General features: G+C 39.5%; 23 protein-coding genes. 1 reads left to right on the plus strand and 22 read right to left on the minus strand.

The features are described 5' to 3' along the window. Window positions 1-64 precede the first annotated feature (64 nt). The 12 genes from rnc to MKZ18_RS15485 form a co-directional block, all read right to left on the minus strand. Entirely contained in the window at window positions 65-811 is a 747-nt protein-coding gene (gene rnc, locus MKZ18_RS15430) for a ribonuclease III (RefSeq protein WP_025909017.1), read from the minus strand. A gap of 179 nt (window positions 812-990) precedes the next feature. Beyond that, complete coding sequence (acpP, locus tag MKZ18_RS15435; protein WP_025909018.1) at window positions 991-1,224, minus strand: acyl carrier protein; 234 nt, start codon at window positions 1,222-1,224, stop codon at window positions 991-993. 105 nt (window positions 1,225-1,329) lie between these two features. Continuing rightward, entirely contained in the window at window positions 1,330-2,070 is a 741-nt protein-coding gene (gene fabG, locus MKZ18_RS15440) for a 3-oxoacyl-[acyl-carrier-protein] reductase (RefSeq protein WP_025909019.1), read from the minus strand. A gap of 1 nt (window position 2,071) precedes the next feature. Beyond that, complete coding sequence (gene fabD, locus MKZ18_RS15445; protein ID WP_025909020.1) at window positions 2,072-3,016, minus strand: ACP S-malonyltransferase; 945 nt, start codon at window positions 3,014-3,016, stop codon at window positions 2,072-2,074. A gap of 29 nt (window positions 3,017-3,045) precedes the next feature. After that, window positions 3,046-4,029 carry a phosphate acyltransferase PlsX gene (gene plsX / locus MKZ18_RS15450; protein WP_025909021.1) on the minus strand — a complete coding sequence of 328 codons (984 nt, stop codon included), beginning with the start codon at window positions 4,027-4,029 and terminating at the stop codon, window positions 3,046-3,048. Between the two features lie 21 nt (window positions 4,030-4,050). After that, window positions 4,051-4,614, minus strand: a complete 564-nt coding sequence (fapR, locus tag MKZ18_RS15455) for a transcription factor FapR (protein WP_025909022.1) — start codon at window positions 4,612-4,614, stop codon at window positions 4,051-4,053. A 116-nt stretch (window positions 4,615-4,730) separates the two neighbouring features. Further along, complete coding sequence (gene recG / locus MKZ18_RS15460) at window positions 4,731-6,779, minus strand: ATP-dependent DNA helicase RecG (RefSeq protein ID WP_144593600.1); 2,049 nt, start codon at window positions 6,777-6,779, stop codon at window positions 4,731-4,733. Further along, window positions 6,772-7,659 (minus strand): L-serine ammonia-lyase, iron-sulfur-dependent, subunit alpha, encoded by an 888-nt coding sequence (gene sdaAA / locus MKZ18_RS15465; protein WP_025909024.1) that lies wholly within the window; start codon window positions 7,657-7,659, stop codon window positions 6,772-6,774. Before sdaAA ends, recG begins: the two co-directional genes overlap by 8 nt. 117 nt (window positions 7,660-7,776) lie before the next feature. After that, window positions 7,777-8,439 carry an L-serine ammonia-lyase, iron-sulfur-dependent subunit beta gene (sdaAB, locus tag MKZ18_RS15470; RefSeq protein WP_025909025.1) on the minus strand — a complete coding sequence of 221 codons (663 nt, stop codon included), beginning with the start codon at window positions 8,437-8,439 and terminating at the stop codon, window positions 7,777-7,779. A gap of 197 nt (window positions 8,440-8,636) precedes the next feature. Next, window positions 8,637-9,668: a PTS sugar transporter subunit IIC gene (locus MKZ18_RS15475; RefSeq protein WP_025909026.1), complete on the minus strand. Its 1,032-nt coding sequence runs from the start codon at window positions 9,666-9,668 to the stop codon at window positions 8,637-8,639. A gap of 234 nt (window positions 9,669-9,902) precedes the next feature. Continuing rightward, window positions 9,903-11,567, minus strand: coding sequence for a DAK2 domain-containing protein (locus MKZ18_RS15480; RefSeq protein WP_061784597.1), 1,665 nt, complete (start codon window positions 11,565-11,567; stop codon window positions 9,903-9,905). A 16-nt stretch (window positions 11,568-11,583) separates the two neighbouring features. After that, complete coding sequence (locus tag MKZ18_RS15485) at window positions 11,584-11,946, minus strand: Asp23/Gls24 family envelope stress response protein (protein WP_025909028.1); 363 nt, start codon at window positions 11,944-11,946, stop codon at window positions 11,584-11,586. Between the two features lie 251 nt (window positions 11,947-12,197). Between MKZ18_RS15485 and rpmB the strand changes: the two genes are divergently transcribed. Next, window positions 12,198-12,386 carry a 50S ribosomal protein L28 gene (gene rpmB, locus MKZ18_RS15490; protein ID WP_025909029.1) on the plus strand — a complete coding sequence of 63 codons (189 nt, stop codon included), beginning with the start codon at window positions 12,198-12,200 and terminating at the stop codon, window positions 12,384-12,386. A gap of 55 nt (window positions 12,387-12,441) precedes the next feature. Here the strand turns inward: rpmB and spoVM are convergent, their stop codons facing one another. The 10 genes from spoVM to def form a co-directional block, all read right to left on the minus strand. Continuing rightward, on the minus strand, window positions 12,442-12,522 hold the full coding sequence (gene spoVM, locus MKZ18_RS15495; RefSeq protein ID WP_016765421.1) for a stage V sporulation protein SpoVM: 81 nt from the start codon (window positions 12,520-12,522) through the stop codon (window positions 12,442-12,444). Between the two features lie 85 nt (window positions 12,523-12,607). Then, window positions 12,608-13,261, minus strand: a complete 654-nt coding sequence (locus tag MKZ18_RS15500; RefSeq protein ID WP_090752673.1) for a thiamine diphosphokinase — start codon at window positions 13,259-13,261, stop codon at window positions 12,608-12,610. Window positions 13,262-13,349: 88 nt separating this feature from the next. Then, window positions 13,350-14,000, minus strand: a complete 651-nt coding sequence (gene rpe / locus MKZ18_RS15505; RefSeq protein WP_025909031.1) for a ribulose-phosphate 3-epimerase — start codon at window positions 13,998-14,000, stop codon at window positions 13,350-13,352. A gap of 2 nt (window positions 14,001-14,002) precedes the next feature. Then, entirely contained in the window at window positions 14,003-14,884 is an 882-nt protein-coding gene (gene rsgA, locus MKZ18_RS15510; protein ID WP_025909032.1) for a ribosome small subunit-dependent GTPase A, read from the minus strand. A 13-nt stretch (window positions 14,885-14,897) separates the two neighbouring features. Beyond that, window positions 14,898-16,859, minus strand: coding sequence for a Stk1 family PASTA domain-containing Ser/Thr kinase (gene pknB / locus MKZ18_RS15515; protein WP_175406222.1), 1,962 nt, complete (start codon window positions 16,857-16,859; stop codon window positions 14,898-14,900). Between the two features lie 5 nt (window positions 16,860-16,864). Then, window positions 16,865-17,608 (minus strand): Stp1/IreP family PP2C-type Ser/Thr phosphatase, encoded by a 744-nt coding sequence (locus tag MKZ18_RS15520; protein WP_025909034.1) that lies wholly within the window; start codon window positions 17,606-17,608, stop codon window positions 16,865-16,867. Between the two features lie 4 nt (window positions 17,609-17,612). Beyond that, window positions 17,613-18,707: a 23S rRNA (adenine(2503)-C(2))-methyltransferase RlmN gene (rlmN, locus tag MKZ18_RS15525; protein WP_025909035.1), complete on the minus strand. Its 1,095-nt coding sequence runs from the start codon at window positions 18,705-18,707 to the stop codon at window positions 17,613-17,615. A 2-nt stretch (window positions 18,708-18,709) separates the two neighbouring features. Then, window positions 18,710-20,050: a 16S rRNA (cytosine(967)-C(5))-methyltransferase RsmB gene (rsmB, locus tag MKZ18_RS15530; protein WP_025909036.1), complete on the minus strand. Its 1,341-nt coding sequence runs from the start codon at window positions 20,048-20,050 to the stop codon at window positions 18,710-18,712. Beyond that, window positions 20,043-20,981 carry a methionyl-tRNA formyltransferase gene (gene fmt, locus MKZ18_RS15535; RefSeq protein ID WP_025909037.1) on the minus strand — a complete coding sequence of 313 codons (939 nt, stop codon included), beginning with the start codon at window positions 20,979-20,981 and terminating at the stop codon, window positions 20,043-20,045. The genes rsmB and fmt overlap by 8 nt, the downstream gene beginning before the upstream one ends. Window positions 20,982-20,990: 9 nt before the next feature. Beyond that, window positions 20,991-21,464, minus strand: coding sequence for a peptide deformylase (gene def / locus MKZ18_RS15540; protein WP_061784601.1), 474 nt, complete (start codon window positions 21,462-21,464; stop codon window positions 20,991-20,993). Between the last annotated feature and the right edge of the window lie 37 nt (window positions 21,465-21,501).

The following is a 21,501-nucleotide window of genomic DNA, read 5'->3' on the forward strand; positions in this document are numbered from 1 at the left end:
CCCCTTTGCAACAACCATTCGTTGCTTGGGGGGACTCGTTCCTACATCAGACTAATACTCTCTTTTACTTTGCATTCGACGCTTTTATTTTCGAGATGGCTACTTGAGCCGCTTTTTGCTCAGCTTCTTTCTTAGATCTACCAACTCCAACACCTAGCTCTTCACCATTAAGTGATACACGTGACATAAATTCACGATTATGAGCCGGGCCTTTTTCTTGTAGCACCTTGTACTCTAGCTGACCAAACCCATCTCGTTGAATAATTTCCTGTAACTGACTTTTAAAATCCATCACATGAGAAAAAGCACCCTCATTAATCTTCGGGAATACAACTTTTGTTAAAAATTGATTTACTGTTTCAATTCCTTTATCTAAATACAATGCACCAATAAATGCTTCAAATACATCCGCCAGTAAAGCTGGACGTTGACGGCCACCCGTCATTTCTTCACCTTTACCGAGCAACACTAGTTTACCAAATTCGAGCTCATTTGCGAAAGTCACAAGAGATGGCTCACACACTACGGCTGCACGTAGCTTTGTCAGTTCTCCTTCGCTCATCATTGGGTATTTTTTAAATAGAAATTGTGAGACAGTCAACTCTAACACGGCATCCCCTAAGAATTCTAAACGCTCATTATCTTCATGAGGTTTTTTACGATGCTCATTCACATACGATGAATGTGTAAAAGCTTGAAATAAGAGCTTTTCATTTTCAAACGTCACGTTGATTTCTTCTTGAAACTGTTTAAAGTTTTTTACTACTTGAGAATTATTTTTTCGGTCTCGATTCGAATAATGTTTAGGCATAAAATACCTCCGCTTACCAGCCACAATTAGTTCATAGTTTTTTCATAACATAACCCATTATAAAACGAGGTATCCTAAAAGATACATCGCATTTTGAAAAAAAAATTATTTTTTTCAAAAATAACGCAAAAAACACAGAAAGCCCCGCTATTAACGGGGCTTTTAATGATACAACAGAATTAAACTTGACTCTGTATGTAATTAACCGCATCTCCAACAGTTGCGATTTGTTCTGCTTGCTCATCAGAGATTTCCATGTCAAACTCATCTTCAAGCTCCATTACAAGCTCAACTACATCAAGAGAGTCAGCACCTAAATCTTCTTTGAAATTAGATTCTAATTTCACTTCGCTTTCATCTACACCAAGACGATCAACAATGATTTTTGTTACGCGCTCTAGTACTTCTGCCATTGTTCTTCACCTCCCCTCAAGTCATTATAGTAGATTTTCCTTTAAAATACTATGGCTGAATAATAAAGTTTGTCAAAACCCTTACTTTTCAATTCTTTTAAGATATTACATAACCATTCCGCCGTCAACATGGATGGTTTGTCCCGTAATATAGCGGCTTGCATCTGTAGCTAAGAATGAAACAATATTGGCAATATCTTGTGGATCACCAAAGGATGCAAGTGGAATTTGCTTTAGCATTTCAGCTTTTACTTCTTCTGGAAGCTCATCCGTCATATCAGTTGCGATAAACCCTGGTGCCACTGCATTTACTGTAATATTACGACTTGCAAGCTCTTTTGCAGATGTTTTTGTTAATCCGATAACACCAGCCTTAGCAGCTACATAGTTTGCTTGTCCTGCGTTTCCGCTAACACCCACAATAGATGAAATGTTGATGATTCGTCCATGACGTTGTTTCATCATTTGGCGAGTTGCTGCTTTCGTACATAAAAACACGCCCTTTAGGTTTGTTGATAAAACATCATCCCACTCATCTTCCTTCATTCTCATTAGCAGGTTATCTCTTGTAACACCAGCATTGTTTACTAAAATATCTAAAGAGCCAAACGTTGAAATTGCTTCTTTAATCATGCTTTGAACAGAATCTGCATCCGCTACGTTTGCTTGAATCGCAATGGCATCTGTTCCATAACCTTTAATTTCATCAACGACCTCAAGTGCTTTCGCTTCGCTACCTGCATAGTTTACAACTACTTTAGCTCCTTGCTTTCCTAATTCAAGCGCAATCGCACGTCCAATTCCACGAGACGCTCCTGTAACAACCGCTACTTTTCCTTCTAACATTTTATTCTACCCCTTTCACTGCTTCAATTGTTGCTTGTAACGTTTCAACATTACTCACTGAATAAACCGTAGCACGGCGATTCACCTTCTTCACAAGCCCTGATAATACTTTTCCTGGACCAATCTCAATAAATGTATCTACGCCTTCAGCAAGCAATAACTCAACCGTTTCTTGCCAGCGAACTGGAGAATATAATTGTTCAATTAACAGCGCTTGTACAGCTTCTTTTTGGATTGTTGGCTGCGCCGTTACGTTAGCTACAACAGGAACTTTCGCATCTTTAAAATCCATTATGCTAAGCGTATCCTGCAGTTTAGCAGCAGCGGGCTTCATTAAGCTAGAGTGGAACGGTCCGCTTACATCTAAAGGAATCGCTCGTTTTGCTCCTTTTTCTTTCGCTAGTTCACTCGCTTTTTCAACACCCTCTGCTGTTCCAGAAATTACAATTTGACCTGGACAATTAATGTTAGCAAGCTGGACAGAAGCTCCTAAAGCCGTAATTTCGTCCGTTACAGCTTTTAACTCTTCAGCACTCATTCCTAAAATGGCAGCCATTGTTCCTTCACCAGCAGGAACAGCTTCATCCATATAGCGTCCACGCTTGTTTACAGCAACAACAGCATCTTCAAAAGACATTACTCCAGCTGCTACTAACGCACTGTATTCTCCCAAACTATGACCTGCTACATAATCAGGTGTAATCCCACTTTTGTTAAACTCGTTTAAAAGCATTGTGCTAGCAGTAACAAGAGCAGGTTGCGCATGATACGTTAACGTCAGTTCATCTTGTGGACCTTCAAACATAAGGTTTGATAATGAAAAGCCTAGCACTTCATCTGCCTTTGAAAGAAGTTGCTTTGCTTCTTCAGATTGCTCATATAAGTCTTGCCCCATACCTACGGCTTGTGAGCCTTGGCCTGGAAACATAAAAGCTATTTTCCCCATTCTTATCCTCTCCTCGTTTATTCGTTATTTTATTCACTTTCAACGGAAGCTTGAATGGTAGAAGAGACGTTATTTTCTACCATATTTACGGTTTGTTTAATCGCATTAAAGATGGCCGTAGCGTCTGACGAACCATGAGCTTTAATAACCGGTGCATTTAGACCGAACAGGCCTGCGCCGCCATACTCGCTATAGTCCATTTTTGCTTTTAGCCCTTTAAGCTGAGGCTTTAACACGGAAGCAGCTACCTTGCTTTTAAAACTACTCATTAACTCTGCTTTTAACATTGAAAATAGTGAAAGTGCCGTTCCTTCAATAGTTTTCAATGCAACATTACCCGTAAAACCATCCGTTACTACAACGTCTGCAACGCCGTTTAAAAGATCTCGTGATTCTACGTTTCCGATAAAGTTAATGTTGGTTTCTTGAAGCAATTTAAACGTTTGCTTTGTTAACTCATTACCTTTTTTCTCTTCCGTTCCAACGTTTAAAAGCCCAACTTTAGGCGATTGAACACCTCTTACCTTCTCTGCGTATACCGAGCCCATAATTGCATATTGTACAAGGTGCTCAGGTTTCGCATCAACGTTAGCTCCTACATCTAGCATTAAGAAACCTTTGCCGTCCAAAGTTGGCAGCGTCGGAGCTAGAGCAGGACGCTCAATTCCTTTAATACGACCAACAACAAATAACCCAGCCGTCATTAAAGCACCCGTGTTACCTGCAGAAATACATGCATCAGCACGCCCCTCAGCTACTTCAGTAGCCATAAGCACCATTGATGCATTTTTCTTTCTGCGTACTGCACGAACTGGTTCATCTGTTGCTTCAATTACTTCTTCAGTATGAAGAATTGTGATACGCTCTGGATTTGTTAGGTACTTCTTTATTTCAACTTCATTACCAACAAGTGTAATATGTAAGTTTTCAAACTGCTGAATGGCTAATTCTGCACCTTCAATAACCGTTTTGGGAGCGTTGTCCCCTCCCATAGCATCAATTGCTATTTTCATGTTCTTTCTCATCCTTTAGTTTTATTTATCAGATGTAGATCGGTACATATTAAACGTTCCTGAAAACACCTGCTCTTGTCCTACAAAACTATTTACCTCTACGATTGTTCGAGTTTCATCTGTAGACAGAACCTTTGCTTTTGCTATCACGCGCTCATGAATCTTTACCGAACGATGATAGCGAATTGTAGCCTCAATTGTTAATGCTAATTCATCATTAATAACCGCTACTGCAAGTGAGTTTGCTTGAGCAAACAAGTGATGTCCTCTTGTAATTTGATTGCGTTGAAAAACGTGTTCTTCACGCACATCAAAGATGGAAATAGCGGATTGGTCTAGTTCAATATCGATAATTTCCCCAATTACTTCTTCAATAGGCAGAGAACGCACTTCATCTTCTAATTTCTTAGAAGCTACATATTTAATTCGCTCGCGTAATTCAGGGATAGACAATTCTAGGCGGTCTAAGCGAATTGTTTGTACGCTAACTGAAAAACGGTCGGCTAATTCTTCATCTGTGATAAATGGATTCTCGTCAATTGTAGCTTTTAATAACAGCTGTCGATCTCTTTTATTACGCTTCATAACACACCATCCGAACTTTTAATACTAGGTACTAACAGCAGTATATAATTATTGCAATTGAAATGCAACATTTTTAGTAAAGTTACACCTCAATTGCAACGCCGATTCACTGACTATTAATCAAATTTTTCACCTGCTAATACACCTGTTGCTTCCAAATAAGAACGCATCAACTGATATTGCTCATCTTGCCAAAACGCCTCCGAATTCACAAGCTCAGTAGCATCTGTACGGGCTACTTCAAGCGCTCGATAATCGTGGACCATATCCGCTATTTTGAACTCAGGCATTCCGCTTTGCTTTCGGCCAAAAAAGTCCCCAGGCCCTCTAAGCTCAAGGTCTCTTTCTGATAATACAAAACCATCATTTGTCTCCGTCATAATATTCATGCGCTCTTTTCCAACTTCAGACTTTGGATCTGCTAACAAAATACAATACGACTGCGCGTCTCCTCTTCCTACTCGCCCGCGAAGCTGATGGAGCTGTGATAGCCCAAAGCGCTCCGCATCATAGATGACCATAACCGTGGCGTTTGGAACGTTCACCCCTACTTCAACAACCGTTGTCGAAACAAGAATTTGCACATTGTTTACGCTAAACTCTTTCATGACTTCTTCTTTTTCATCTGGTGTTAAGCGCCCATGCATCAGTCCTACATTCCATTGCCCTTTAAAATATTGAACAAGGGTACTATGAACATCAATGGCATTTTGAACGTCCAACTTCTCTGATTCTTCAATCAATGGACAAATTACGTAGGCTTGCCGTCCTTCACTCAGTTCTTTCTGGACAAATTGCAAAATACGCTCTAGCATATCATGCTTTACCCAATACGTTTCGATTGCTTTTCGACCAGCTGGCATTTCATCTATAATCGACACGTCCATCTCACCAAAAGCAGTAATGGCAAGCGTTCTTGGAATAGGAGTCGCCGTCATAAATAATACATCTGGACTTTCACCTTTCTCACGAAGAACTCTACGCTGACCCACACCAAAGCGATGTTGCTCATCCGTAATGACAAGACCAAGACTTTTATACACTACTTCATCTTGGATGAGCGCATGAGTACCGACTAACACGTCTATTTCTCCGGCCTGAACTTGTCGCAGAAGCTCACGCCTTGCTTTCCCTTTAACTGAACCCGTTAACAACCCGACGCGCACTTGAACTTTTTCAAGCATGGCACTTAAGGATTCAGCATGCTGTTCGGCTAAAATTTCAGTTGGAACCATTAGAGCACCTTGATGCCCTGCCAATACCGTTGCATATAGCGCAACGGCAGCAACAACCGTTTTACCTGAACCTACATCTCCTTGTAATAGGCGATTCATTCGATAAGGCGACTTCATATCAGCAGTAATTTCATTCACTACTCGTTTTTGAGCGTTTGTTAACGGGAATGGCAGTTGATTTGTAAACTCAACTAAATCGCTTGATTGAAACACTTGAGACATACCAGCCATTTCTTCTCGCTCACGCTTTCGAAGCGCCTGCATCTTTAGCTGAAACAGCAAAAACTCTTCATATACAAATCGCCTGCGCGCTTGTTTTAAATCGCTATGGTCTCGAGGTAGATGAATCGTTCGCACCGCATCTTCTCGTGCCATTAACTTATATCGATTTCGGAGCGATAAAGGGAGCATGTCTTCAATTTGACTTCCATACTGATTTAAAGCCAGGGTGATAAACTTACGAATTGCTTTTACAGTAAGCGCTGCTTTTGTGGAATAAACTGGCTCAATGGTTTGATTTTTTTTGAAAGGTGAAAACTGTAGTTCTTGAAGAGTAATCGTTTGGCGGTGCTGATCCCATTTTCCCGTCACAGTAACCGTTTGATCAATTTCAAGCTTTGATTTGTAATAAGGTCGGTTAAAGCACGTAACGGTAACAAGATAACGACCAACCAACAAGCGAAAGGTTAATCGAGACCGTTTTTTTCCGTAATAAGTAAGAGAGGGAACGCTGTGAACCTTTCCCTCTACCGTTACTTTTTCATCATGTTTAGCATCCGCTAAATCTTTCAGCTCATAGTCCTCATAGCGATAAGGAAAATGCTCAAGTAAATCTTGTACAGATTGTATCTTCATTTCTTCGAGAAGAGTCGCTGTCTCTTCTCCAATCCCTTTAATGGTTTTAATGGAAATTTTATTTAATTCATTCACTTTTGTTTAATGCAATACCAAAGATCTTTGCTTCTAGCTCGCGACCTGTTGGTGTTGCCGCTAAGCCTCCTTGTGCAGTTTCTCGTAACGCTACTGGCATTGTTTGACCAATTCGATACATTGCATCAATTACTTCATCACACGGAATTCGACTTGTAACACCTGCTAACGCCATATCAGCAGCAATCATTGCATTCGCAGCGCCCATCGCGTTTCTCTTTACGCACGGTACTTCTACTAATCCTGCTACAGGGTCACATACTAATCCTAGCATATTTTTAAGCGTAATTGCCATTGCTTCAGCTGCTTGACTAGGTGTACCACCCGCCATTTCTACAATCGCTGCCGCTGCCATGCCAGACGCTGACCCTACTTCAGCTTGACACCCTCCTGCTGCACCTGAAATGGAAGCATTGTTTGCCACAACAAATCCAAATGCTCCTGATGTAAATAGAAATTCAATCATTTCTTCACGCGTTGGATTTAATTTATTTTTCACTGCAAATAACGTTCCAGGCACCACTCCAGCTGAACCGGCTGTCGGTGTTGCACAAATCGTTCCCATCGCAGCATTTACTTCGTTCGTTGCTACCGCTTTACTTACTGCATCTAAGATTAAATTACCAGATAAAGCATTTCCACTTTCAATATACTTTTGTATTAAAACAGCATCGCCACCTGTTAGACCAGTAACGGACTGAACGCCTCTTAACCCACGCTCCACCGCTTCTTCCATAACCGTTAAATTGCGATCCATTCTTTCAAAGACCTCTTCACGGTTTAAGCCAGTAACTTCTACTTCTTGTTCAATCATAATTTCCGCTATTTTGACCTTTTTACTTTCTGCTAACTCTACTAATTCCGCTACATTTCGAAACATAGTATCCTCCCATTTTACAACATGATGTCATTCTATCTAAGCCAATATCATCTTGCTAAGCATTTATTTAAACGATAGATTACTTCCTTTTTCCAAAAAGGCATAAAAAGCAGTACGCTACTCAACCATTCTTGTCACTTTAATAATGTGCGGTAATCCTTGTAGCTCTTCAATTACTGCATCTTCAATGTTTGTGTCCATTTCAATGGCCATTAATGCAACCTGTCCTTTTTCCTTTCGAGATACTTCCATATGGCCAATGTTAATAGAATGCTTCATTAATATATTCGTCACCGTTGCAATCGCTCCAAAACGATCGTTGTGTACAACAAGGATAGCAGGATTCATGCCTGATAAATTTAACTCAAATCCATTTAATTCTGTGATTTGAATTTTACCACCACCAATTGAGATACCAACAACTTCAATTTCTTTATCACCATCAATCATTCGCACGCGCGCCGTGTTTGGATGATCAGTAATCGCTGTTTCTTCAATAAACGTCACGTCCATGCCCGCTTGTTTAGCTAATGTAAGAGACTCAGGAATTCGAGGGTCAAACGTATCAAAATCTAATACCCCTCCAATGATTGCTACATCTGTCCCATGGCCTTTATATGTTTGAGCAAAAGATCCATAAAGTGAGACGATGACTTTTTCTGGCTGTTTGCCAAACAACGTTCTTGCTACCCTACCAATACGCGCAGCACCTGCTGTATGTGAACTTGATGGACCAATCATAATTGGACCAATAATATCGAATACGGATTTATATTTCATGGTTACTCTCCCCCTGTAAAAAGGATATTAAACTTTAATGTTATCGCTATCACTTTATATGTTACTTGACGTTTTCTATTTTTGGAACCCTAGAAATTCGTTATAATAAAGTTTTAAAATTCGAAATAATAAGCTAACATTTTTCTCTTTATTCTCCGATAAAAAAAGCTGACTCTTCATTCGAGTCAGCTTTTGAGTTATGCTGCTTCTTTTGTTTCTTGTTCAAGCTCTGCAACTGTTTTGATATTAAAGTTTTTAAACACGTTTGAACCAATATACCCAATAACTGCTCCACCAACTGCACATAGTGCTGCGCAAATTGTTACTTTTATTGGATCGTTAAAGCCATACATAACTGCTAAACCTGCAATAGGAGTAGCTGTTCCTGTCGCATCGTTTACCAATCCAAATAGGGAAACAATGACACCACCTACTGCTCCACCAACAAAATTTGTTACATAAATTGGAATTGGGTTAGCCGATATTATATTAGCTTGCGTTAATGGCTCTACAGCTACTGAAATTGTGGTACGACGATCTCCAAATTTCAAACGATCGAATAATACATAATTCATAAATGACGAACCGAAAACCGCTAGTGCACCAATTGCCATCGGAAGACCCGTTAAGCCAAGCATAGCTGTTAAAGCCATTGAGCTTAGAGGTGCCGTAGCAACAACCGTGATAACGCCACCGAGTATAATTCCCATTAGAATTGGATTAGCATTTGCTGTTTCCTTAATGATGGAACCAATGTTCAATAGCGTGGCATCCACCAAAGGCGAAATCCCTGTTGCGATTAAGCGTGTTAACGGTGCAATAACTAAAATTGCTCCCAATAAATCTAAACCTGCAGGCGCTTTTTTCTCTACTACTTTCATAGCAAAAGCCATGATATAGCCAGCAAAGAAGCCAGGTAACAGGCCTAATCCTGAACAGACAACCCCCATCATTAATGCGTAAACGGGAGATACGCCTAGTGCCAACGCTACTAACGCAGCAGCAGCGACGCCACCCATACCCCCAGCAGCTTCTCCTACTTCACCTAAAAATTTGATGTTTAATAAATCGCCACCCACATACAGTTGAAATGCTTCAACGAGAAACGCCGCAACGGCACCGCTTGCCAAAGCACCCATAGCTTTCATCCCATACGGTGCTTTGTTACTGAAAAGCCAAAATAAAAATAAGACCAATAAAAGCAGTGCCGTACCTTTCAAAATCTCCATTGTAAATTCCCCCTATGCTGCATTCATCTTCACTTAAGTATTCACTTTAAAGTAACGCACGATGTACGCCCCCTTTAAAAATTATCACAATATAGTGGGCTTTTCAACCGAAAGAACCATTTATACGAACAAAAGAACAAATATAAAACAAAATGTTCGTATTCTGTAAATTCCGACAGTTTAAAAATCAATAAAAAAAATGCAAGTTAGTCATAAAACTAACCTGCATTTATATTATTCAATCGCAAAGATATATGAGTATAATGGTTGCCCACCTTTATGGACTTCAACTTCAACATCGTCAAATTGACTTTCAACAAATGATACTAACTCATCCATTTCTGTATCAGCTACATCTTCACCTTGCAAAATCGTGATGATTTCTGAGTCTTCATCAACCATATGTTGCAGTAACTTTTTAGCAGCTTCAAGCTTTTCAGTATCCTTTACAACAATTTGCTTTTCAGCAATTCCCATAAAGTCACCTTTTGCAAGCTCTAAGCCGTCGATATTGGTATCACGTACAGCGTACGTAATTTGCCCCGTCTTCACATGACCAAGGGCTTCTGTCATCGCTTCTTCGTTCGTATTTAGATCTGATTGAGGATTAAACGATAGAAGCGCTGTCATTCCTTGTGGAACTGTTTTAGAAGGAACAACGGCAACGTGATCTCCTACTACAGACGCAGCTTGATTTGCAGCCATCACGATATTACCATTATTAGGAAGGATAATCACTTTTTCAGCGTGTGTTTCTTCGATTGCTTTGACAATATCTTCTGTACTTGGATTCATCGTTTGGCCACCTTCAATTACAACAGTAGCTCCGATACTTTTAAACAGCTCTGCAATGCCACTTCCCATTGAAACCGTCACAATACCGTATGGCTTTTTCTCAGCCTTTACAGGAGCAGGTGCTTCTTTCGAAACAATTTCGCTATGCTGTTCACGCATGTTTTCAATTTTCATTTTTATTAAGCTACCGTAGCGCTGGCCATAATTTAATACTTCACCCGGATGCTCAGCATGAATATGCACTTTTACGACTTCATCATCAGACACAACTAATAAAGAATCGCCCCATTCGCTTAGATCCTGGCGAAATGTCTCTTCTGAGAATGCGTGCTTTTCCATTTTGTCTGCTTCTAACCGAACCATAAATTCTGTACAGTACCCAAACTCGATGTCTTCAGTGTTCATATGGCTTTGAGCGTGCTTATGGTGTTCAGCGTTTACAAGCTCATTCATTGATGGAATTGCCAGAGGTACACCTGGAAGCTTTTCTCCCTTTAGCTCTGCTAGGAATCCTTCATAAATTAAAACTAAGCCTTGTCCACCGCTGTCTACAACGCCTACTTCTTTTAAAACAGGCAGTAATTCTGGGGTGCGATCAAGAGAGGCTTTTGATGCTTTTAGCACTTCTTCCATAAATGGAATCATTTCTGGTTGCTTTTCAGCTACTTCAACTGCTTTTTTAGCCGTATCTTTTGCAACGGTTAGAATCGTACCTTCAATTGGCTTCATAACAGCTTTATAGGCTGTTTCAACGCCCATCTCAAGCGCGTGTGCAAAGTCTACTGTCGTAATAAATTCTTTTTGTTCAATCGCTTTGCCAAAACCTCTGAAAAGCTGTGATAAGATCACGCCTGAGTTACCACGCGCCCCCATTAATAGGCCTTTTGATAAAGCTTGTCCTACTTGTCCAATATGATTTGATACATTTCTTTTTACTTCTTTAGCACCTGATGTGATCGACAGGTTCATGTTGGTACCTGTATCTCCATCTGGAACTGGAAAAACGTTTAGTGCATCTACATAGTCAGCATTGTTTGACAGATGCTGTGCTCCTTGAAGCACCATTTCCGCAAAACGCTTTCCGTTCAATGTTGTCATTGACACGAATCTTCCTCCTTAATTACACGTTCGTTACACGAACACCCTGCACGTAAATATTTACTGAGTCAACCGTTAGACCCACTGTTTGTTCTAGCGTATATTTCACTTTAGTCTGTACGTTATGAGCAATTTCTGAGATTTTCGTTCCATAACTAACAATGATATACATATCAATATGTACTTCATCATTTTCTTGCCTTACGATAATACCCCGTGTAAAGTTTTCTTTACGAAGAATGTCAGTAAGACCATCTTTAATTTGATTCTTAGAAGCCATGCCGATGATGCCATAGCAGTCAATAGCTGCCCCTCCAGCAATCGTTGCAATTACGTCTGTGGAGATATCAATTTGACCGTACTTAGTTTTCATTTCGATGGACATACTTTTTCCCCTTTCTATACATAGGCTAATAAATATTTTACTATAACCAATCTCTTTTTAAAAGAACATTCCCTAATTACCCAAATTTAACTCTCTTTATTATTGAACATACATTCAATTTATATGTCAAGGAAAATTTCTTGAAAGCTTTTGTTGAGAAGTATTGCATTATAAAGAATGCTGTGATAAATTAATATAGTATTTCTCAAAAAGCAGAATTGAGTAGTTTTTTTGTGTTAGGAGGGAAAACTATGGCACGCAAATGTGTAATCACTGGCAGAAAAGCTCGTTCAGGTAATGCACGTTCTCACGCTATGAACGCTACAAAGCGTAAATGGGGTGCTAACGTTCAAAAAGTACGTATCCTTGTGGACGGTAAACCAAAACGTGTATACGTATCAGCTAGAGCCCTTAAATCAGGTAAAGTTGAGCGCGTTTAATTTTCGATAACGAAAAAGCACCATGTATATGGTGCTTCTTTTATTATCTTGCTTTTTAATCTTTTTTAAATGAATTTAGCATGACCTTTACAATACCACCTAAAAACTTTGGAAGTTTAATCGTATAAAATTTCATACTACTCCTCCTCACCATTTCCACCATTCATCTACTTTTAATGGACTACCTTCATCCATTCTTCCATCAACATTATTAAAGTCTTTTACAAGCAATCTGCATCATTGCTTCTTATCATCATTAATATGCCTGTAGTAAATGAAAAAGTACCTCTTTGTGCAAGAAGTTCGTTACTTATACATAAAGTAGAGCCAAGTTCTACATAGTGGTTTGTTAGGGGATACTTAAAGCCTGTTAGCGTAAGGTTTTCAACACCGCCAGCATAAGGAACAAACGAGACGTATTTCGCTTGAGTTCTTACTTCAATTTCATGCGTTCCAGGAGAGAACAATTGAATGCTATTTTGCTTGTCAATTAGCTCTACCTTCACGTTTTCTTGCAGGCTTTTATACAGAAGCTGAATGGCTCCAAACGTATGATCAATTCTACCGCCCGTAGCTCCAAAAACCCGAATGTACGCAGGTTTTTTAGACACAGCCCACTCAACCGCAAGCTCTAAATCCGTTGCATCTTTTTCAGAAGGATAAACATGTAAATCTTGCAGCCGATCCTGAATAGCCTTCAGCTGCTCTTCATTGATGGAGTCAAAGTCTCCAAACGCTTCATCAGGAATAATCCCCTGCTCAAGAAGAGTGAACACACCGCGATCTACACCTATCCACTTATCACATGCCTTCCACTTGTGAAGTTCCGGCACATAATTATCCGGACCTCCTGCCAAAATATGAATAATAATGATAAGCCACCCTTTCTATTTATGAATTATTTAAAAAAGTTGCCAAGGAAAAGCAGATTTCACTCCTCCTTTGACAACTTTTGTAGACTCTTTATATAGTTGAACGAATTCGATCAATTGCCGCTGCGCGGTCTTCTTGATCATAAATAGCTGAGCCAGCTACTAAAACGTTTGCTCCAGCTTCTACGCATTTTTTTGCTGTTTCTTCGTTTACTCCACCATCTACTTCCACTTCAATAGATAGCTGACGAATTTCAATAAGCTGCGAGATTTGTTCAATTTTCGGTAGTACGCTATTAATAAACTTTTGGCCTCCAAAACCTGGATTAACCGTCATTAATAAAATTAGGTCGATGTCTTCTAACACGTGCTTTACAACATCAATTGGAGTAGCTGGATTTAACGCAATTCCAACTTTCATACCATGTTCTTTAATCAATTGAATTGTACGATGTAAATGCGTACAAGCTTCTGCATGCACAGTTAAAATATCAGCACCTGCTTTTGCAAACATCGGAATATACGCATCAGGGTTACCAATCATTAAGTGAACATCTAGCGGAAGAGATGTAATTGGACGAATTGCTTCTACAATTAAAGGACCAATTGTAATGTTAGGAACAAAATGGCCATCCATTACATCCACATGAATATAATCAGCTCCACCAGCTTCTACTTCACGAATTTCTTCTCCTAATTTAGAAAAATTAGCTGATAAGATGGAAGGTGCAATTTTTGTCATGTTTAATACCTCGGCTTTCTTTGCTTGATTTCTTCAACAAACTGCAAATAATGCTCATAACGGTAAGCAGGAATTGCTTGGTTCTCCACTGCCTGCTTAACTGCACATTTTGGTTCTTTCACATGCAGACATCCTCTGAACTTACAGTCTTCACTTAAGCGAGACATTTCTGGAAAGCAGTGAGAAAGTTCTTCTACCTCTAGAGTTAGAAACTCCAAGGAGCTAAAGCCCGGTGTATCTGCTACGAGTCCTTCACCAAATGAAATAAGCTCTACATGTCTGGTTGTATGCTTTCCTCGCCCTAGAGATGTTGAAATATCATTTGTCTTCAGCTCTAACTCAGGCTTCAAAACGTTTAGTAACGAAGATTTACCAACTCCTGATTGTCCTGCAATGACCGTTATTTGATTTTCAAACAGCGGCTTAATTTCTGCAATACCACTTTCCATTACGGTTGATGTTAAAATTACCTCATATCCTATTTTACGATAATCTTCGGCATATTGCTCAATTAATTGTTTTTGTTTCTCTGACAACAAATCAACTTTTGAAATACAAATAACCGGCTGAATATCATTTGACTCTACCAAAGCTAAAAAGCGATCCAAAAGCACCGTACTAAAATCAGGCTCGATAGCTGAAAATACTAACAACGCTTGATCAACGTTTGAGATTGGCGGTCGCACTAACTCATTTTTACGTTCTTTAATTTCAAGTATATACCCTTCAAGCTCATTATCAGCTTGAAATACTACTTCATCGCCTACTAATGGAGTGACTTTCTTCTTTCGAAACACTCCTCTTCCGCGACACTGGGTTACTTGTCCATCATGAAGAACATAATAAAATCCACTTAAGGATTTAATAATTCTTCCTTCTGGCATAACCTCACTCCTATCATTCTTCTGGATATTCTACAGCTTTTTCTTCAATTACTTGACCATCTCGAACTACTTTGTACTTGGCTGGCTCGCCTTCTTTCACTAACACATCGAATGATTCAGTAACCGTTTCTGTAATTGTTAGTTCTTTAATAGGCACAGACATTGTATTATCTGCATCTTCTACGTAAATCTCTACTTTTTGCTCAGGATTTTTTCCTTCACTATTCTTTTCCTCATAGGGAATTGTTACTTGTACATTGACAGTTTGAGGAGGTACTTCTTCCTTCCCTAAGGAAACTTTAAACGTTAGCTTATCACCTTTTTTAATAACCGAACCAGCTTTCGGGGTTTGAGAAATAACCAAACCTTTTTCAACAGTATCAGAATATTCGTTTTCTACTGCAATTTCAAATTCTTCTTCTGCTACATAATCTCGAACGCTTTTTTCCGTCCATCCTGAGAAATCCTTCACTTTAATTTCCGGAGGTCCTTTGCTTATCCATAACGTAACGGCCGTGCTTTCTGGAACAACCTCTTCACCTTCTTTTGGACTTTGATCTAATATTGTTCCTTTGGGCTCCTCACTGTCGATTTCAATTGTTCGCACTTCACGATAATTCTGACTTTCAAGCAGCTTTTGAACTTCACTTACATCTCGGCCATTAAAGCGATCAAACGCTACTTTTGCTTTCCCAGTACTTCGATAGATAATAACAGCTGTACCTTCTTTTACCACATTTCCCGCTTTAGGTGATGTTTTAACGACATCTCCTTCTTGTACTTCGTCATCAGCTATATCCTTTGGATCTTTCACATTAAACCCTAATGATACAAGCTCAGTCACGGCTGACTCATAGTCTTCATTATGTAAATCAGGCACCGTAATATCCTTAGGCAATAGTAAAGAAGGAATAAAAGTCACAGCAGCGACGCTCGCTGCCGCTAACAATAAAAAAATGAGCGCAAGCGTTAAAATAACTTTACTTTTCTTTCTAGGCTTTTTCTTAGATTCTACTTCATTTTGATGTGTATTAGAAGGTTTACGAACAGCCGTCTTTTCCAATTCATGACCATACGGCTCATCTTTTATAATTGGAATTGCTTTTGTTACTTCATCATCATCTGGTACAATAAACTTTTGTTCATTGTGTCGAGTGGGATGAATAGCAGAGCGTAAATCTTCTTCAAATTCTTCTACCGTATTATAGCGATAAAAAGGGTCTTTTGTTGTTGCTTTCAATACAACGTTTTCTACGCTTTGTGGGATAGAAGGATTCCATTTTCTTGGTGAGGGTGTTTCCGTTTGTAAGTGCTTTAGTGCAATGGAAACAGCAGACTCTCCCGAGAATGGTACTCGCCCAGTTAACAATTCAAATAAAACAACGCCTAATGAATAAATATCGGACTTTTTATTCGCTAGACCTCCTCTTGCTTGTTCTGGAGATAGATAATGAACAGACCCTAATACAGAGTTTGTATGTGTAATAGTTGTTGAGCTTAAAGCCACGGCAATTCCAAAGTCCGTTACTTTTGCCGTATCATCATGGTCAATTAGAATATTTTGTGGTTTAATATCTCGGTGAATAATTCCATATTGATGAGCATGAGCAATTGCGGATGTAATTTGAGTCATAATATGTATCGCTTTCTCTAAAGATAACGGTGACTCTTGTAAAATATATTGCTTTAAGGTCATTCCAGGGACATATTCCATTACAATATAGTAGATGTCCTCTTCTTCTCCAACATCATAAATACTCACAATATTTGGATGAGCAATGCTTGTTGCAGATTGTGCCTCACGGTGGAAACGCTTAATAAAAGCATCGTCATTAGCAAAATCTAGCCGCAGAACTTTAATTGCCACGTCGCGATCTAAAATCATATCACGTGCTAAATAAACGTTGGCCATGCCACCTCCACCAATGACATGTAGAATTTTATAACGGTCGTTTAGCCGTCTCCCGATTAGCAACGTTCTCACCCACTTTCAGATGTAAAGTCCACAATTGCTAGTGTAATATTATCTTCTCCACCTAATTCATTAGCTAATGTAATTAAGTGTGTACCTGTTTCGTTTAGGGACGTTCCAGGTTGTAAAATGTCTTGGAGCTTCTCTTCGCTTATTTTATTGGAAAGTCCATCTGAACACAATAATAATAAATCTGTTGATTCAACTTCAACTGTTTTTACATCAAGATCTACTTTTTCTTCAGTACCTAATGCACGTAATAAAATATTTTTGCGAGGATGATGTTCCGCATCTTCTCGTGAAATTTGACCGTTTTTCACCAGCTCATTGACAAGGGAATGGTCTTCTGTAATTTGCCTAAAACCATCTTCACTGAATAAATAGCCCCGGCTATCTCCAATATTACCAATTGTACAAAATTCGGATGTGCAAATAGCTAATACGATGGTTGTGCCCATTCCTTTACATTCTTCATGTTCACTTGCATGTTGATGAATAGCTTCATTTACATTCATCACTTGTTCACGTATCCAAATAGTAGCATCATTCGGTTCATTTATAACTGGGCTACTCGTCCAGACGTCTTGCAATTTTTGAACTGCCATCGCGCTGGCTACATCTCCAGCGCGATGACCTCCCATACCATCTGCTACAATTGCAAGCACCTGGCCATGAGCATTCAAAAATACCCCTCCGTTATCTTCATTGTGTTGACGTATTCTCCCTCGGTCTGTCATAAAGACAGTTTCCATACAATCACCTCGTCTCTTCTTTACGCTCCTTCGCACGCAATTGACCACAAGCTGCATCAATATCATGACCTTGCTCACGGCGAATTGTTACGTTAACACCATGTTTTTTCAACGTACTTTCAAATTCAAAAATTTGTTCACGCGGTGTACGAACGTAATCACGCTCTGGAACATAGTTCACAGGAATTAAATTCACGTGACATTTAATGTTTTTAATAAGCGCTGCTAACTCTTCAGCATGTTCCACCTGGTCATTTACTCCACCAAACAAACCATATTCAAAACTGATACGACGACCTGTTTTGTCTGTATAGTATTTAATTGCTTCCATTAAATCAGGTAGCTTGTACGCACGGTTAATAGGCATCAATTTCGAACGAATATCGTTGTTTGGTGCATGTAGTGAAATGGCAAAATTAATTTGCATTTGCTCATCAGCAAATTTATAGATTTTAGGGATGATTCCACTTGTTGATACCGTAATATGACGCGCACCAATATTAAGACCGTTATCGTGATTAATAATTTTTAAGAAGCCCATCATTTGATCGTAGTTATCAAACGGTTCACCAATACCCATAATTACGACATGACTTACGCGTTCTCCTTGTTCATCAAGCGCTTTTTGTACTTTCACTACTTGAGCAACAATTTCACCAGCTTCTAAGTTACGCTTTAATCCACCAAGCGTAGATGCACAGAACGTACAGCCAATGCGACAGCCAACTTGTGTTGTTACACAGATTGAGTTTCCGTACTCGTGGCGCATAAGCACTGTTTCAATTGTATAACCATCGTGAAGCTCAAATAAAAATTTCATTGTTCCATCTGCAGAGGTTTGTTGAACAGCTGTTTTTAACGTAGTTAAAACAAACGCTTCATTTAACTTATCACGCAGTCCTTTTGACAAATTTGACATATCGTCAAATTCAGTTACACGCTTTACATATAGCCAGTCAAAAATCTGTTTCCCACGGAATTTTTTCTCTCCCTGAGATACTAACCATGCTTCTAACTCATGTAGTTGTAATGAGTAAATTGACGGTTTTTTATTTTCCACTTTTGTATCTTTCGTTCTTTTACTAACAGTTCCTTCCATTTTTACACCTTCTTTTGTAAACACGCAATATAAAACCCATCGCTTTCCTCGCTTGGAAGCAGTTGAATTTGTCCATGTTTAACGTTTTGTTTAAGCTTTTCTGGCATGCGTTCTGCCAAGGTAGAGTCTACCATAAATTCTGCATGATTATCGAGAAATGCATCCACTACATCTCCATTTTCATCACGATCAATCGTACATGTACTGTATACAAGCGTCCCACCCTTTTTTAAAAGTGGCGCAACAGCTGATAAAATATCAAGCTGGATTTTTGCCAATTGCTGAACGTCACGCTCGGTCTTAACATACTTTAAATCCGGCTTTCTTCGCATAACCCCGAATCCTGAGCACGGAGCATCGACTAAAATGCGATCAAACGTTTCCGCTTCAAAGCGCTCTGCCACCTTACGACTATCTTGCACCGTTGGTGAAACATTCGTAAGCTGCAAGCGCTCTGCTTGCTCAGAAATTAACTTGACTTTATGATCATGAATATCTAAAGAAATGACTTGTCCCGTATTGTTAAGCTTTTCACCGATATGAGTTGATTTCCCACCTGGTGCTGCACAGCTATCTAATATCATTTCTCCTTGTTCGACACCAAGAGCATGAGCGACAAGCATTGAACTTTCGTCCTGTACAGTAAACATCCCTTTTCTAAATGCATCTGTATATGCAGCATTTCCTTTTTGAACTTCTAAAGCTTCCTCAACAAGCTCACCGCTTTCTACAGAAATACCTTCTTCTTTAAGCTGAGCAACTACTTCAGAAACAGTGAACCTCGCTGTGTTTACGCGAAGCGTTTGCTTAGGGGACATTAGATTAGCTAAACAAATTTCACGCGTTTTGTCCAATCCATATTGTTCCACCCATCGTTTTACCAACCATAAAGGATGACTCGTTTCTACCGATAAGCGCTCGATAGGATCTTTAATCTCTTCTACGCTTGGAACTCCGTTTCGTTGCACATTACGTAAAACACCATTCACCATCGAAGCAATTCCTTTATGGCCACGCTTCTTAGCAATTTCTACTGCTTCATGAATAACTGCGCGATCAGGTACACGATCTAAGTGCAGCATCTGATAAAGAGACAAACGAAGCAATACTTTGACCCAAGGCTGAAGCTTTTTGGCTTTCGCTAAAAATGGAGCCAAACTATAGTCTAGCGTATCTCTTCTTTGAATTGTACCATATACAATCTCTGTTAAGAGACCGGCATCTTTCCCTTGAACACCGTACTTTTGAATACTTTTATTTAACAACAAGTTACTGAAAGCCTGATTTTTTTCAATCGAAAGTAAAATATCAAGCGCGATATCACGAACGTTATATTTACTCATTATGAGCTCCTAACACAGCTCCTACTTCAATGCCATTCCCGCGTAAGAACTGCGCGGCTTCCATTCTCTTTTTCCCAGATGGTTGAAGCTCTGTAATTTTAATTCCTGTACGGTTTCCTGTCGCCACGATAAATCCATCTTTTTCAAGGGATACTACCTTCCCCGGATCTCCTTCTGCAGCAACTTTTTCTCCCCACCAAACTTTCATCACTTGACCATCTAGCGTCGTATACGCCACTGGCCAAGGGTGAAGACCGCGGATGTGGTTATAAATTTCCTCACCGCTTCGCGTCCAATCAATTTTTTCTTGTTCGCGCTTTATGTTAAACGCAAATGTGGCTTCATCTTCGTTCTGCTTTATTGGCGTTAGATTACCTGATACGAGGGCTGGAATAGTTTCAGATAATAATTTAGCTCCCGCTTCGCTTAGTTTATCGTGCAGTGTTCCAACATGGTCTTTTTCTTCAATAGGCACTTCGACTTTCGTCAAAATATCACCGGCATCTAGCTTTTCGACCATATACATAATCGTTACGCCAGTTTTGGGCTTCCCTTGTAAAATAGAATAATGAATCGGTGCTCCTCCTCTAAGCTCAGGCAGCAACGATGCATGGACATTAATACAGCCATATTTCGGCGCTTCTAAAATTGGTGTTGGTAAAATTTGTCCAAACGCTGCCGTTACAATTAAGTCAGGGTTATATGCCAATACTTCACTGTACGCTTCTTCTAAACGAATTTTTTCTGGTTGCAGCACTGGAATGCCATGCTTTTGTGCCTCTACTTTCACTGGTGGTGGAGTCATAACTCTTTTTCTTCCTTTTGGACGATCAGGCTGTGTTACAACGGCCACTACTTCATATCCATCTTTAATTAAAGTCTGCAATACCGGTACGGAAAAATCCGGTGTTCCCATAAACACAACTTTCATTTTAAATTCCTACCCTTCTAGTTCTCCATCTTCATAATAACGCGATACTTTCTCAGTAAAAAGTACCCCGTGTAAATGGTCAATTTCATGCTGAATGGCACGAGCTAAAAAACCCTTTGCTTCCATTACAAATACTTTTCCACGACGATTATGTGCTCGTACTTTCACATAATCAGCGCGAGTTACGTCACCAAAAAGGCCCGGAAAACTTAAGCAGCCTTCAGGACCAGTTTGTTGACCATGCTTTTCAAGAATGACTGGGTTAACCAATTCAATTTTTCCGTGTCGATCTCCTATATCAACCACTGCTACTTGCTGTAATACACCAACCTGTGGAGCAGCAAGTCCTACTCCATCTGCTTCAAGCATTAAATCATACATGCCATTGATTAACTTAGCTAATTTATTATCAAACACTGTGACAGGTTCACATTTTGTCTCTAATACTTCATCGGGATGGTAAACTAGCTTTAATTTAGCCAAATTACTCCCTCCTTCAACTCTTTCTATTTATATCCAA

It is taken from the genome of Priestia sp. FSL W8-0001 (assembly GCF_038050335.1).
Classification (GTDB): Bacteria; Bacillota; Bacilli; order Bacillales; family Bacillaceae_H; genus Priestia; species Priestia flexa.